14 protein-coding genes are annotated in these 12,558 nt (G+C 68.3%); 3 read left to right on the top strand and 11 right to left on the bottom strand.

The annotated features are described in order from the left end of the window. Window positions 1-53: 53 nt before the first annotated feature. From lpdA to ABS78_RS09145, 8 genes are read right to left on the bottom strand one after another with little or no spacing between them, the layout of a single operon-like run. Window positions 54-1,445 (bottom strand): dihydrolipoyl dehydrogenase, encoded by a 1,392-nt coding sequence (gene lpdA, locus ABS78_RS09180; protein ID WP_293377474.1) that lies wholly within the window; start codon window positions 1,443-1,445, stop codon window positions 54-56. After that, on the bottom strand, window positions 1,445-1,924 hold the full coding sequence (locus ABS78_RS09175) for a glutathione peroxidase (protein ID WP_293377471.1): 480 nt from the start codon (window positions 1,922-1,924) through the stop codon (window positions 1,445-1,447). The genes lpdA and ABS78_RS09175 overlap by 1 nt, the downstream gene beginning before the upstream one ends. A 9-nt stretch (window positions 1,925-1,933) precedes the next feature. Then, window positions 1,934-3,283 carry a pyruvate dehydrogenase complex dihydrolipoamide acetyltransferase gene (locus ABS78_RS09170; RefSeq protein WP_293377467.1) on the bottom strand — a complete coding sequence of 450 codons (1,350 nt, stop codon included), beginning with the start codon at window positions 3,281-3,283 and terminating at the stop codon, window positions 1,934-1,936. Continuing rightward, window positions 3,280-3,687 carry a GFA family protein gene (locus tag ABS78_RS09165; RefSeq protein ID WP_293377464.1) on the bottom strand — a complete coding sequence of 136 codons (408 nt, stop codon included), beginning with the start codon at window positions 3,685-3,687 and terminating at the stop codon, window positions 3,280-3,282. The genes ABS78_RS09170 and ABS78_RS09165 overlap by 4 nt, the downstream gene beginning before the upstream one ends. Further along, window positions 3,684-4,079, bottom strand: coding sequence for a hypothetical protein (locus tag ABS78_RS09160; protein WP_293377461.1), 396 nt, complete (start codon window positions 4,077-4,079; stop codon window positions 3,684-3,686). The genes ABS78_RS09165 and ABS78_RS09160 overlap by 4 nt, the downstream gene beginning before the upstream one ends. A 47-nt stretch (window positions 4,080-4,126) precedes the next feature. Next, window positions 4,127-5,548: a pyruvate dehydrogenase complex E1 component subunit beta gene (locus ABS78_RS09155; RefSeq protein ID WP_293377458.1), complete on the bottom strand. Its 1,422-nt coding sequence runs from the start codon at window positions 5,546-5,548 to the stop codon at window positions 4,127-4,129. Next, entirely contained in the window at window positions 5,545-6,606 is a 1,062-nt protein-coding gene (gene pdhA, locus ABS78_RS09150; RefSeq protein ID WP_293377455.1) for a pyruvate dehydrogenase (acetyl-transferring) E1 component subunit alpha, read from the bottom strand. Before pdhA ends, ABS78_RS09155 begins: the two co-directional genes overlap by 4 nt. Window positions 6,607-6,657: 51 nt before the next feature. After that, the gene (locus ABS78_RS09145; protein ID WP_293377801.1) at window positions 6,658-6,954 is read right to left on the bottom strand and encodes a septum formation initiator family protein; all 297 of its coding nucleotides are present in this window, start codon (window positions 6,952-6,954) and stop codon (window positions 6,658-6,660) included. 223 nt (window positions 6,955-7,177) lie between these two features. Between ABS78_RS09145 and ABS78_RS09140 the strand changes: the two genes are divergently transcribed. Further along, window positions 7,178-7,990, top strand: a complete 813-nt coding sequence (locus ABS78_RS09140; protein ID WP_293377452.1) for a hypothetical protein — start codon at window positions 7,178-7,180, stop codon at window positions 7,988-7,990. Here ABS78_RS09140 and eno read toward each other — a convergent pair. Continuing rightward, entirely contained in the window at window positions 7,987-9,267 is a 1,281-nt protein-coding gene (gene eno, locus ABS78_RS09135) for a phosphopyruvate hydratase (RefSeq protein ID WP_293377449.1), read from the bottom strand. The two genes, ABS78_RS09140 and eno, sit on opposite strands and share 4 nt — an antisense overlap. Before the next feature lie 173 nt (window positions 9,268-9,440). Between eno and ABS78_RS09130 the strand changes: the two genes are divergently transcribed. After that, a complete protein-coding gene (locus ABS78_RS09130; protein WP_293377446.1) occupies window positions 9,441-10,214 on the top strand; it encodes an enoyl-CoA hydratase in 774 nt (257 codons plus the stop codon). Between the two features lie 48 nt (window positions 10,215-10,262). Here ABS78_RS09130 and ABS78_RS09125 read toward each other — a convergent pair whose 3' ends face one another. Together ABS78_RS09125 and rpmF are read right to left on the bottom strand one after the other, a co-directional pair. After that, window positions 10,263-11,699, bottom strand: coding sequence for an alkaline phosphatase PhoX (locus tag ABS78_RS09125; protein ID WP_293377443.1), 1,437 nt, complete (start codon window positions 11,697-11,699; stop codon window positions 10,263-10,265). Between the two features lie 130 nt (window positions 11,700-11,829). Beyond that, entirely contained in the window at window positions 11,830-12,012 is a 183-nt protein-coding gene (gene rpmF / locus ABS78_RS09120) for a 50S ribosomal protein L32 (RefSeq protein ID WP_293359783.1), read from the bottom strand. A gap of 138 nt (window positions 12,013-12,150) precedes the next feature. Here rpmF and ABS78_RS09115 point away from each other — a divergent pair, with 138 nt between their 5' ends. Further along, window positions 12,151-12,558, top strand: coding sequence for an MAPEG family protein (locus ABS78_RS09115; protein ID WP_293377440.1), 408 nt, complete (start codon window positions 12,151-12,153; stop codon window positions 12,556-12,558).

Raw genomic sequence — 12,558 nt, 5'->3', positions numbered from 1 at the left:
GCCCCTTGGGCGCCCGAGGCGGTCGAGCGACCGAAGGCTCCGCCGTCGGCCGATCAGATGTGCAGCACCTTCCCGTAGGCGTCGAGGGAGGCCTCGTGCATCGCCTCGCTCATGGTCGGGTGCGGGAAGACGGTGGCGTGCAACTCGGCTTCGGTGGCCTCGAGCGTCATGGCCAGCGCGAAGCCCTGGATCATCTCGGTGACTTCGTGGCCGATCATGTGGGCGCCGATGAGCGCGCCCGTCTTGCCGTCGAAGATCGTCTTCACGAATCCCTCGGTCTCGCCCGCCGCGATGGCCTTGCCGTTCACCCGGAACGGGAAGCGGCCCACCTTGGGCTCCAAGCCCTGTTCCTTCGCCTGCGCCTCGGTCAGCCCCACCGAGGCGATCTGGGGGGTAGTGTAGGTGCAGCCCGGGATCGGCGCGGTCAGGTTCGCGGGCGTCTCCCCCGCGATGTGTTCGATGCAGTGGACGCCCTCGTGGCTGGCCTTGTGCGCCAGCCACGGCGGGCCGGCGACGTCGCCGATGGCGTAGAGGCCCGGAACGCCCGTGGCGCCGTGGGCGTCGGTGACGACGTGGGTCTTCTCGATCTTCACGCCCAGGGCCTCCAGGCCCATGTCCTCGACGTTGCCCACGATGCCGACGGCGACGATGGCGACGTCGGCGTTCAGGGTCTCGGCCTTGCCGCCGGCCTCGATCTCCAGGCTCACGCCGGACTTGCCCTTCGTCAGCTTCTTCACGTTGGCGGGGACGCGGAATTTGATGCCGCGCTTCTCGAAGGCCTTGTGCGCGGCCTTCGACACCTCCTCGTCCTCCACGGGCAGGATGCGGGGCATCATCTCGATCACCGTAACATCCGACCCCAGCGCCTTGTAGAAGCTGGCGAATTCCATGCCGATGGCGCCCGACCCGATCACCACCAGCGACTTCGGCGCCGCCTTGGGAACCAGGGCCTCGCGATAGGTCCAGACCCGGTCGCCGTCCGGCTCCAGGCCGATGGCGGGGATCGTGCGCGCCCGGGCCCCGGTGGCCAGGATCACGTGCTTGGCGGTCAGCTTGCGGTCCCCGACGATCACCGTGGGAGCGTCCTTGCCCTTTTCGAGCCTGGCGGCGCCCTGCACCACCTCGATCTTGTGCTTTTTCATCAGGAAGGCGACGCCCTGGTTGAGCTGGGACGCCACCTTGCGCGAGCGCTTCACGACCGCATCGAAGTCGAAGCCGCGCTTCTCCACCGACAGGCCATAGTCCTTGAGGTGATCGAGTTGCTCGTACATCTCTCCAGACTTGAGCAGCGCCTTGGTGGGGATGCAGCCCCAGTTCAGGCAGATCCCGCCCAGCTCGGCCCGCTCCACGATGGCGGTCTTGAACCCGAGCTGACTGGCCCGGATGGCGGTGACGTAGCCGCCCGGTCCGGAGCCAATCACGATGAGGTCGAAGGCGTCGGCCATCAGAGGAGCCTTTCGATCGCGCCCTCGAGCGCCTTGGGTTCAACGGTGGGGGCGAACCGGCCGGCGACGCGGCCTTCGCGGTCGATCAGGAACTTGGTGAAGTTCCATTTGATTCCCTCGGTGCCGAGCAGGCCCTTCTTCCGGGACTTCAGCCAGGCGTAGAGCGGATGGGCCTTGGGGCCGTTCACGTCGATCTTCCGCATCAGCGGAAAATCGACGTCGTAGGTCAGCGAGCAGAACGACTTGATCTCGGCGTCGTCGCCAGGCTCCTGCGCGCCGAACTGGTTGCACGGAAACCCCAGCACGACGAAGCCCCGTCCGGCGTACTTGCGATGCAGCGCCTCCAGGCCGGCGTATTGACGGGTGAAGCCGCACTGGCTGGCGGTGTTCACGATCAGCACGACCTTGCCGCGGTGGTCGGCCAGGGGCGCCGGCTGGCCCTCGATGGTCTCGGCCGTGAAGTCATAGAGGCTGGTCATGACGCCGCCTCAGACGATCAGGGTGATCGGATCTTCGAGCAGCGGCTTGAAGGCGGCCAGCCAGCGGGCGCCGGTGGCGCCGTCCACGACGCGGTGATCGCAGGTCAGGGTGACGGACATCACCGTGGCGATCTCGATCCTGTCGCCGCGCACGACCGGCCGCTTCTCGCCGGCGCCCACCGAGAGGATTGCGCCCTGCGGCTCGTTGATGATCGAGCTGAAGGTCTTGATTCCGAACATGCCCAGATTGGAGACCGAGAAGGTGCCGCCCTGGAACTCCTCGGGCTTCAGCTTCTTGTTGCGCGCCCGTTCGGCCAGATCCTTGGCTTCGGTCGCGATCTGGGCGAGGCCCTTGGTCTCGCACGCGCGGATGATCGGGGTGATCAGGCCGCCCGGCACCGCGACCGCCATGGCGATGTCGGCATGCTTGTGCATGGCGATCCCTTCGGGCGTGTACGAGGCGTTGGCCTCGGGCACCCGCATCAGGGCGACGGCGGCGGCCTTCAGCACCATGTCGTTGACGCTGACCTTGACGCCCTGCTTCTCCAGCATGGCGTTGATCTTGGATCGCGCCGACAGCAGTTCGTCGAGCTCGATATCCACCGTCAGCGGGAAATGCGGCACGTCGCGGAAGCTGTCGGTCATCCGGCGCGCGACGGTCTTGCGCATGCCGTCCAGCGGGATCAGCTCGTAGCTGCCCGCAGGGATGCCCATCTGCTCCAGGGTCTGAGCCTGGCGTTGCGGAGCGGCCTGGGCGTTGGACGCGCTGGCCGGGGCTGCGGCGGCGGGCGCCGCCTTGGCCTCGCCCGGCTTCGCGCCTTCGATGTCGGCCTTGATGATCCGTCCGTGCGGACCCGAGCCCTTCACCGCCGTCAGGTCGACGCCCTTCTGTTCCGCCAGCCGGCGCGCCAGCGGCGAGGCGAAGATGCGCTGTTCCCCGCCGTCACGCGCCGCCCCGCGCCGCGCGCCACCTTCTGCCGAGGGGGCGGAAGAGACCGATGCAACCGGGGCCGCTGGCTTCTCCTCCCCCTCGGGGGGAGGTGGCGGCGACGCCGACGGAGGGGTCTTGGGCGTCTCGGCCTTCGGCGGAGTCTCGGCCGCGCCGCCGTTGCTGGCCCCGCCCTCGCCTCCCAGGCGGGCGATGGGCGTGTTGACCTTCACCCCCTCGGTTCCCTCAGGCACCAGGATCTCGGAAACCACGCCCTCGTCGACGGCCTCGACTTCCATGGTCGCCTTGTCGGTCTCGATCTCGGCGATCACGTCGCCGGACTTCACCGTGTCGCCCGCCTTCACGAACCATTTGGCGAGAATGCCCTCCTCCATGGTCGGAGAAAGCGCGGGCATGAGGATGTCCGTCATGCGGGTTCCTTGGAGAGATGCGCGAGGGAAGCGCCGTTGGCCTCCCAGTTCTGGCCGTCGAAGGCCTCGATGACGAGGTCCAACCCGTCGGTCGTGTCCAGGCAGCGGGCGTTGACGCTCCAACCGTCGGGGTTCGAGCGCGGCCGATAGAAGCTCTTGATCCCGCATTCCGAGCAGAACAGGTGCTTCGCCACCCGGGTGTTGAACGTGTACTCGGCCAGCCTGTCGATGCCCCGGGTGATGCGGAACCGGCTTTCCGGCACGATGATGTGCACGAAGCCCGCCTTGGCGCACATGGAACAGTTGCAGCTCTGCGCCTCGACGCGGGCCGGCAGGGCGGCCTCGAAGCGCACTCCGCCGCAATGGCATCCGCCTGCACGCCAGGTGAAGGGGCTGTCGGTCATGCTAGCACGGCGTCGGCAACGGCCTGGCGCACCTCCGCTTCGCTTTCCATCTGCTGGATGGCGAATGAAGACGCGACTACTTCAAGGCGGTTCCACGGCCCTCCCAGCGCAAAATGTCGCGTCTTCGAACGAAAAGACCTGACTTCCGACACGAGATCGGAATTGTCGCTCTCAGAGAGCCAGGTTTCCCCGTAACCCGCTCCAACTCCAATGATCGAGTAGGCTGTATCCGACCAGACGGTCGCAACTTCGACCTCCGAGAACTCGATCAGGAAGAACGGCTTCCGACGGCGTCGATCCTCGATGGTCCCTGACTCCGCGGCCAGGACCAAGAGATTGCCATTCCCGGGACCAGACACGATGTCGATCGAAAGAGATTCGATCGCGTCCAATTCGGTAGGCGCCCCTCGCCAATCTGCTCCTGTGCGCTGATCCACGATCAATCCTTGTAGCTCACCGCCTTGGCCGCCTTCACGATCCGCTCGATCGACGGCATCGACAGCGCCTCGAGGTTCGCCGCGTAGGGCAGCGGCACGTCTTCCTGGTGCACGCGAGCGGGCGGCGCGTCGAGATAGTCGAACGCCAGTTCCGTCACCTTGGCCGCGATCTCGGCGCCGACGCCCATCGGGCCCCAGCCCTCCTCGACCGTCACCAGCCGGTTGGTCTTCTTCACGCTCTCGACCACGGTCTCGATGTCCATGGGCCGGATGGTGCGCAGGTCGACCACCTCGGCCTCGATGCCGTCCTTGGCCAGTTCCTCGGCGGCGGCCAGGCAGAAGCCCACCATCCGGGAATAGGCCACCAGGGTGACGCCGTTCCCCTCGCGCCGGACCTTGGCCTTGCCGATGGGGACCACCCAGTCCTCCACCTCGGGCACGTCGAACTCCTGCCCGTAGAGCATCTCGTGCTCCAGGAAGACCACAGGGTTCGGGTCGCGGATGGCGGCTTTCAGCAGGCCCTTGGCGTCGGCCGCGTCGTAGGGTGCGATCACCTTCAGGCCGGGCACGTGGCCGTACCAGGCGGCGTAGTCCTGGCTGTGCTGGGCGGCCACGCGGGCGGCCGCGCCGTTCGGGCCACGGAAGACGATGGACGTCTTGATCTGGCCGCCCGACATGTAGAGCGTCTTGGCGGCCGAATTGATGATGTGGTCGATCGCCTGCATGGCGAAGTTGAACGTCATGAACTCGACGATCGGCTTCAGGCCCGCCATCGCCGCGCCCACGCCCAGGCCGGCGAAGCCGTGCTCGGTGATCGGGGTGTCGATCACGCGCTTGGGGCCGAACTCGTCCAGCAGGCCCCGGCTGACCTTGTAGGCCCCCTGGTACTGCGCCACCTCCTCGCCCATCAGGAAGACGTCGCCGTCGCGGCGCATCTCCTCGGCCATGGCGTCGCGCAGGGCGTCGCGGACCGTGGTCTTCACGAGGTTCACACCCTCGGGCAGTTCGGGGTCTTTCAGCGGCTCCTTGGGGGTGACCGCGGCCGGCCCCTCGCCTTCCGGCCGGGTCTCGGCCTCTTCCGGCGGCTTCTTCTCGGGATCGCCGGCCGAGGCCTTGCCCTCACCCTTGCCGGGCGATGCCTCAGCGGGAGCTTCCTCGGCCTTAGGGGCCGGCTTGGCCGCCCCGCCCTCGCCGTTCAGGCGCGCGATGGGGGTGTTGACCTTCACCTCCTCGGTCCCTTCCGGCACCAGGATCTCGGCGACGACGCCCTCGTCGACGGCCTCGACCTCCATGGTGGCCTTGTCGGTCTCGATCTCGGCGATCACGTCGCCGGACTTCACCGTGTCGCCCGCCTTCACGAACCACTTGGCGAGCGTGCCCTCCTCCATGGTGGGCGAGAGCGCCGGCATCAGGATGTCGGTCACGCGCGCAGCTCCGTGTAGACGTCGGTGTAGAGTTCGGACGGGTCGGGCTCGGGCGAGGTGCGGGCGAACTCCGCCGCATCGGCGACGATCTTCTTCACCTCGGCGTCGATGGCCTTGAGCGCGTCGGCGTCGGCCCAGCCGTTGGTCTCCAGAAGGTGCTCGACGTGCTCGATGGGATCGCGGGTCTTGCGGACCTCGTCCACTTCCTCGCGCGTGCGGTACTTGGCCGGGTCGCTCATGGAGTGGCCGCGATAGCGGTAGGTCTTCATCTCCAGAATGTACGGCCCGTTGCCGCCCCGGGCGTGCTCGCAGGCGCGCTGGGCCGCAGCCTTCACGGCCAGCACGTCCATGCCATCCACCTGCTCACCCGGGATGTTGAACGAGATCCCGCGCTTGTAGAGCTCGACCTCGGACGTGGACCGGTCGATGGCCGTGCCCATGGCGTACTGGTTGTTCTCGATCACGTAGACCACCGGCAGCTTCCAGACGGCCGCCATGTTGAAGCTCTCGTAGACCTGGCCCTGGTTGGCGGCGCCGTCGCCGAAGAAGGCGAAGCTGACCTTGCCGTCCTCTCGGTAGCTGTTGGCCAGCGCCAGGCCGGTGCCCAGCGCCACCTGCGCGCCCACGATCCCGTGGCCGCCGTAGAACGCCGCCTCGGTCGAGAACATGTGCATCGACCCGCCCTTGCCCTTGGACGAGCCGCCGATGCGGCCGGTCAGCTCGGCCATCACCTCGCGCGGATCCATGCCGGCCACCAGCATGTGGCCGTGGTCGCGGTAGCCGGTGATGAACTGGTCGCCCGGGTTCTTGGCCGCCTCGCAGCCGACGGCGATGGCCTCCTGGCCGATGTACAGGTGGCAGAAGCCGCCGATCAGCCCCATGCCGTAGAGCTGGCCCGCGCGTTCCTCGAACCGGCGGACGAGCAGCATCTGGCGGTAGTACTCGAGCAGCTCGTCCCTGCCGGTGTCGGGGCTGGAATTGTGCCCTTTCCCGCCGGCCCGGCGGGGTGCGCTGGTGGTTTTCCGCCGACCGGCCGAAGCGGTCTGCCCGCGCGCCATGCGTTACTCCCGTGATCCGTGGTTCGTCCCTTTGAGACTGGCGAACCAGCCTCAGGGTTGCATGCGGATCACATAGTCCCTCGGGTCGGCGAAGCCTAGCAGGGAGCGCGCCCTTTCCTCCAGGAGATCGGCGGAAAGGCTCTCGTCGCGCAGGAGGCGGGCGCGAACCTCCAGATCGTGCCGCCGCGCGGTCAGGTCGGCCAGTTCGGCGCGTTTCGCCGCCAGGGCCGCATCGCGGCTGTCCGACTGCAACAGGCCGCCTTCGCCCGTGAAGGCGTGATAGGCGAAATAGGCGATCAGGAGCGCCAGGAACGCGGTCGAGAGATAGGGGCGAAGGCTGTCGAGCACGGGAATCACGAAGGTTTCCGACGCCCGACCATAGCGGCCGCCACGATTAACGAAACGTTGCGGGGGAAATGGAGTGGCGCGTCTCCGGATGGACCGAACGTCTGCGCCAGCCCCGCAACGGCCGCCGTCGCCGTTGGCGGCCGCCCCAAGGCTGAGCTGGATCCGCTGGCGCCGGCCGTCGCACCGGGCCATGTTGCCCCCCGCCACCTGCGGAGGAACGCCTTTGACCCGCGAAGACCTGATCCAGGCGCTTGACGCGGCGTCCGAGCGCGATCCCGACGTGATCGCCCTGCTGCTGGGCGGAAGCCTGGGCGCCGGCGGCGGCGACCGCTGGAGCGACGTCGACGCCATCCTGGTGACCGCGCCCGATCGCCACGCCGCCGTGGTGAACGATCTTCAGGCCTGGGTGTCGGCTATCGCGCCGCCCGTCCTGTGGCGACAGACCTTTCCGCCCCATCCCCTGTTCATGGCCGTGCTGCCCGGCTGGCTCCGGCTGGACATCACCGTCACCGTACCCGGGCATGTGACCGGCGCGCGCGACCGTGTCCGGGCGCTCTACGATCCACAAGGTCTGGTGGAAGCGCTGCCGGGCGCCTATCCGCGCCGGCGACCCGATCCCCGGAAGATCGCGGGTCTGGTCGAGGAGTTTCTCCGTGTCGTCGGACTGCTTCCGGTGGCCGTCGGTCGCGACGAGCCCGTGCTGGCGGTGACGGGCGTGACGCTCCTGCGGGGCCTTTTGCAGGATCTTCTCGTCGAGGCTCAGGCTCCGCCTGCGCCCATGGGCGCCCTGTCCCTATCGCGGCTCCTGCCGGCGGAGGATGTGGCCCTGCTGGCGGCGCTTCCGCTTCCCCGCGCCGAATGGAGCGAGATCCTCGAGGCCAACCGGCGGTATGCGGCCGAATTCCTCCCCCGCGCCCGTGCGCTCGCCGCCGAAAGCGGCGCGTCCTGGCCTACGGCGCTGGAGGCCGAGGCGGCGAAGCGGCTGGCCCGCGACGCCGGCCTGGACTGGTCGGAGGTCTTCCGCGGCGGCGCCTAGAGGTTCCGCAGCGCGCCCTTGCCGGCGTAGATGGCCTGGTCGCCCAGTTCCTCCTCGATGCGCAGGAGCTGGTTGTACTTGGCGGTGCGGTCCGAGCGGGCCAGCGAGCCGGTCTTGATCTGTCCGCAGTTGGTGGCCACCGCCAGGTCGGCGATCGTCGAATCCTCGGTCTCGCCCGAGCGGTGGCTCATCACGGCCGTGTAGCTGTTGCGATGCGCCAGATCGACGGCGTCGAGGGTTTCGCTCAGCGTGCCGATCTGGTTGACCTTCACCAGGATCGAGTTCGCCAGCCCCTTGCCGATGCCCATGCCGAGGCGCTCGGGATTGGTCACGAACAGGTCGTCGCCGACGAGCTGGACGTGGCCGCCCAGCTTGTCGGTCAGCAGCTTCCAGCCCTCGAAGTCGTCTTCGGCGCAGCCGTCCTCGATGGTCACGATCGGGAACTTCGCGACGAGGGCCGCCAGGTACTCGACCATGCCGGCCGGATCGACGGTCTTGCCCTCGCCGTCCATCACGTACTGGCCGCCCTTGAAGAACTCGGTGGAGGCGACGTCGAGCCCCAGGTGGAAGTCCTGGGCGGCCTTGTAGCCCGCGCTCTCGCCGGCCTTGACGATGAACTCCAGCGCCGCCTCGGCCGAACCGATGTTGGGCGCGAAGCCGCCCTCGTCGCCGACGTTGGTGTTGTGGCCCGCGGCCTTGAGCTGGGCCTTCAGGGCGTGGAAGATCTCGGCGCCCATGCGCAGGCCTTCGGCGAAGGTTTCCGCGCCGGTCGGCAGGATCATGAACTCCTGGATGTCGATCGGATTGTCCGCGTGCGCGCCGCCGTTGATGATGTTCATCATCGGAACCGGCAGGACCCGCGCCGAGACACCGCCCACATATTTGTAGAGCGGCAGCGCCGCCGAGCTGGCCGCCGCCTTGGCCGTCGCCAGGCTGACCCCCAGGATCGCGTTGGCCCCCAGCCGGCTCTTGTTCTTCGTGCCGTCGAGGTCGATCAGCAGCCGGTCGATGCGGCGCTGGTCCTCGGCGTCCGAGCCCGAGAGGGCGTCGTAGATCTCGCCGTTCACCGCCTCGACGGCCTGGCGCACGCCCTTGCCGAGGTAGCGGCCCTTCTCGCCGTCGCGCTTCTCGACCGCCTCGTGGGCGCCGGTGGAGGCGCCCGAGGGCACCGCCGCACGGCCCATCGACCCGTCCTCGAGGATCACGTCCACCTCGACGGTGGGATTGCCCCGGCTGTCCAGGATCTCGCGGGCGGTGATGTCGACGATCTCGGTCATGGCGGCGGCTGCGGGCTCCTCTGAAGTGGGGGCGAGCCTTAGCGCAAGCCGCCCGCCGGGGGCAACGGCGGCCTGAACCGTAGCGTATGCGGTCGGGACGGACTGGGCTTCCTCCGCCTTGACGCCCCCTGCGTCAGCGGCCCATCCGGTCGGCCGATGCAAGGGAGCGTTCCATGATCCTGGTCGAGAAGCCGTCCGAAGGCGTCGCCGTCGTCACCCTGAACCGGCCCGAGGCCATGAACGCGCTGTCCAAGAGCCTGCGCGCCGCCCTCCAGGCGGCCATCGCCGAACTGGACGCCGATCCGGGCGTCAAGGTGATCGTCCTGACCGGCGCCGGCGAGCGCGCCTTCACCGCCGGCCTGGACCTCAAGGAGCTGTCGGCCGATCCGCTGGGCATGGGCGCGGCCAACGCGACCGACCCCGCGCAGAATCCGGCCCAGGCGGTGTTGTCGTGCTCGAAGCCGATCATCGGGGCGATCAACGGCGTGGCGATCACGGGCGGCTTCGAACTGGCCCTGGCCTGCGACGTCCTGCTGTGCTCGACCAACGCCCGCTTCGCCGACACCCACGCCCGCGTGGGCATCACGCCGGGCTGGGGACTTTCCCAGAAGCTCAGCCGCTGCATCGGCCCCTATCGCGCCAAGGAGCTGTCGCTGAGCGGTAACTTCCTCTCCGCGCAGCAGGCCTACGACTGGGGGCTCGCGAACCGCGTGGTCGCGCCGGCCGACCTGATGCCCGCCGCTCTGGAGCTGGCGCGCCAGATGGCCGACATCGATCTCGACATGCTGGTCACCTACAAGGCCATGATCGACGACGGCTACGCGACCACCCTGGGCGATGGCCTGGAACTCGAGCACCAGCGCTCCGTGGTCCACAATCGCGAGGTCACGCCCGAGATGATCGCCGCGCGCCGCGAGAACGTCCAGGCGCGGGGACGCGCTCAGTAGACCGCCTCCTCCAGGCCCCTTCCTCTCCCAGGGCGTGAGAGGGAGTTTTCAGGCCTTGAAGCTCTTCCAGGGACCGGTGATGGCCAGGGTCGCCCCCGGCCAGTAAGAGTTGACGAACAGCGTCGAACCGTCCGGCGAGAAACAGACGCCGGCCAGTTCGGTCGTGGGCAGGAGCGGGCCGTCGGTCTCGGAGCGAACCACCCGACCGAGCGCATAGGTCCGCCCGTCCGGCGTCACGCCCTTGAGGAAGTTCACGCCCTTCGGCTCGACCTTGTCTTCGCAGACGATCAGGTGCCCCCAGGGCGCGACCGTGAGGTTGTCGCACATGTTCATCACCCGGTTGTCGGACGGCTCCAGGAAGAGCTGCATCCGCCCCGGTTCGCCCGCTTCCCGCGCATCCCCCTCGAAGCGGCTGGGGCGGTAGCGCAGGATCTGGCCCAGGCGCTTCGGGCCGCCGCTGGTGCAGGTGAAGTACATCTCGCCGTCGCCGAAATGGATCCCCTCGCCGCGGGCGAACCACGCGGCGCCCTTGGCGTGGCCGCGGTCGCGCAGGTCGGTGTGGGGGTTCTCGGGGCCTTCCAGGTCGATCCAGACCACCTCGCGCCAGTCGCCCGGCGTCCAGGTGACCTCGGTCCAGTTGCGGCTGTCGGCGCGGTCGCGGAAGCCCAGCACCTGCATGCGTCCGCCCCGCTCCAGACGCCGGCGGTCCACGGGCAGGACCCGATAGAACAGGCAGCGGCCGTCGGGCTCGTCCTCGGTCAGGTAGACGATCCCGGTGCGCGGATCGATGCAGGCGGCCTCGTGCTTGAACCGGCCCAGCGCCGTCAGCGGAACCGGATCGACGAGCCCCTTGTGGCGGGCGGGCACCTCGAACACCCAGCCATGCGACTTGCCCAGGTCGAGATTGTCGGGACCTGCGCCGCCGACCCGGGTCGTTTCCTCGCAGGTGAGCCACGATCCCCAGGGCGTGGCGCCGCCCGCGCAGTTGTAGTTCGTGCCCGCCAGGCTGAGCCAGGACGACTCCAGTCGCTTCGACTTCGGATCATAGACCAGGGTCGTCGTGCCGCCGGTCATCAGCCGCCCGTCCGCGGCGGCGTCGAAGACCCTGGCGCGATCCACTTGGCCGGCCAGCGTCTGGCCCTTGCCGAAGGGACCATAGTCGAAGTCGGTGAAACGCAACTCGTGATTGCGCACCAGCGCCACCCGGCCGCGAGACAGGGGAAAGGCCGCCATGCCGTCCATCTTGTACGGCGTGACGAGACCGTCGCTCATCGGATCTCCCGCCCGCGAGACGACGGTGTAGGAGAACCCTTCGGGAAGGTCGAAGATGCGCTGCGGATCCTCCTTGAGGGGACCGTAGCCCGTCACCTCGTTGAGGTAGGAATCGCCCGCCGGCGCCTGCGGCTGGGCGGCGGCCATGCGGGAGAGTCCGGCGAAGGCCACGCCCGTGGCGGCGGACAGGAGGTGGCGGCGAGACAGCATCATGGAAATCCCCTCGTACGCGCCACCTTATTCCCGGCGACTGTTTCGGGGGCATGACAAAACGCGGCGCGCGAAACGCAAAACGCCGGCCTTGCGGCCGGCGTCCGGAATTCCGCCCCCGGAGAGGAAGCGGTCAGTCTTCCTTCGGCGTCAGGACCTGACGGCCCTTGTACATGCCGGTCTTGAGGTCGACGTGGTGCGGGCGCTTCAGCTCGCCCGTTTCCTTGTCTTCGTGGAAGGTGTTGGGGCCGAGCGCGTGGTGCGAACGACGCATGTTCCGCCGCGACGGCGAAGTTTTTCTTTTGGGAACAGCCATCGGAGGATCTCTGCGGCGTGAAAACAAGAGCGGCGGCCAACCCGGGCCGCCACGTGAGCGGGGGCTTATGCATGAAACCCCGCACCCGATCAAGCCGGCTGGGATAGCCTGCCGCCATTATCTCTCGGAGCCGCCCCCATGTCGCAGGATCTCGTCTTCGGCCCGATGGCGGCGATGGCGCTTCTGACCTTCGCGGTCCTGGGTCTCATCCCGATCCGCCGGCTGAGGGCCGCGTTCGCGGGCCGCGTGAAGGCCGAGGACTTCAGGTTCGGCGAATCACCCGCCGTGCCCGGAGACGTCTCGATCCCCAACCGGAACTACATGAACCTGCTGGAGCTGCCGACGCTCTTCTACGTGGCGGGGCTGATGTACCACGTGGCCGGGCGACTGGACCCGGCGGCGCTGACGCTCGCCTGGACCTACGTGGCGCTTCGGCTCATCCACTCGGTGATCCACCTGACCTACAACGACGTCACCCATCGCCTGGCGGCCTTCGCCCTCTCGAACGTGGCGCTGATGGCCTTCTGGGTGCTGTTCTTCGTGTAG

It is taken from the genome of Phenylobacterium sp. SCN 70-31 (assembly GCF_001724605.1).
GTDB lineage: Bacteria > Pseudomonadota > Alphaproteobacteria > Caulobacterales > Caulobacteraceae > Phenylobacterium.
This window is presented reverse-complemented; position numbering and strand designations above follow the sequence as displayed.

Excerpts from the sequence above, each read along its gene's own strand:
- lpdA (WP_293377474.1), bottom strand. The coding sequence starts at position 1,445 with ATGGCCGACGCCTTCGACCTCATCGTGATTGGCTCCGGACCGGGCGGC.
- ABS78_RS09175 (WP_293377471.1), bottom strand. The coding sequence starts at position 1,924 with ATGACCAGCCTCTATGACTTCACGGCCGAGACCATCGAGGGCCAGCCG.
- ABS78_RS09170 (WP_293377467.1), bottom strand. The coding sequence starts at position 3,283 with ATGACGGACATCCTCATGCCCGCGCTTTCTCCGACCATGGAGGAGGGC.
- ABS78_RS09165 (WP_293377464.1), bottom strand. The coding sequence starts at position 3,687 with ATGACCGACAGCCCCTTCACCTGGCGTGCAGGCGGATGCCATTGCGGC.
- pdhA (WP_293377455.1), bottom strand. The coding sequence starts at position 6,606 with ATGGCGCGCGGGCAGACCGCTTCGGCCGGTCGGCGGAAAACCACCAGC.
- eno (WP_293377449.1), bottom strand. The coding sequence starts at position 9,267 with ATGACCGAGATCGTCGACATCACCGCCCGCGAGATCCTGGACAGCCGG.
- ABS78_RS09130 (WP_293377446.1), top strand. The coding sequence starts at position 9,441 with ATGATCCTGGTCGAGAAGCCGTCCGAAGGCGTCGCCGTCGTCACCCTG.
- ABS78_RS09125 (WP_293377443.1), bottom strand. The coding sequence starts at position 11,699 with ATGATGCTGTCTCGCCGCCACCTCCTGTCCGCCGCCACGGGCGTGGCC.
- rpmF (WP_293359783.1), bottom strand. The coding sequence starts at position 12,012 with ATGGCTGTTCCCAAAAGAAAAACTTCGCCGTCGCGGCGGAACATGCGT.
- ABS78_RS09115 (WP_293377440.1), top strand. The coding sequence starts at position 12,151 with ATGTCGCAGGATCTCGTCTTCGGCCCGATGGCGGCGATGGCGCTTCTG.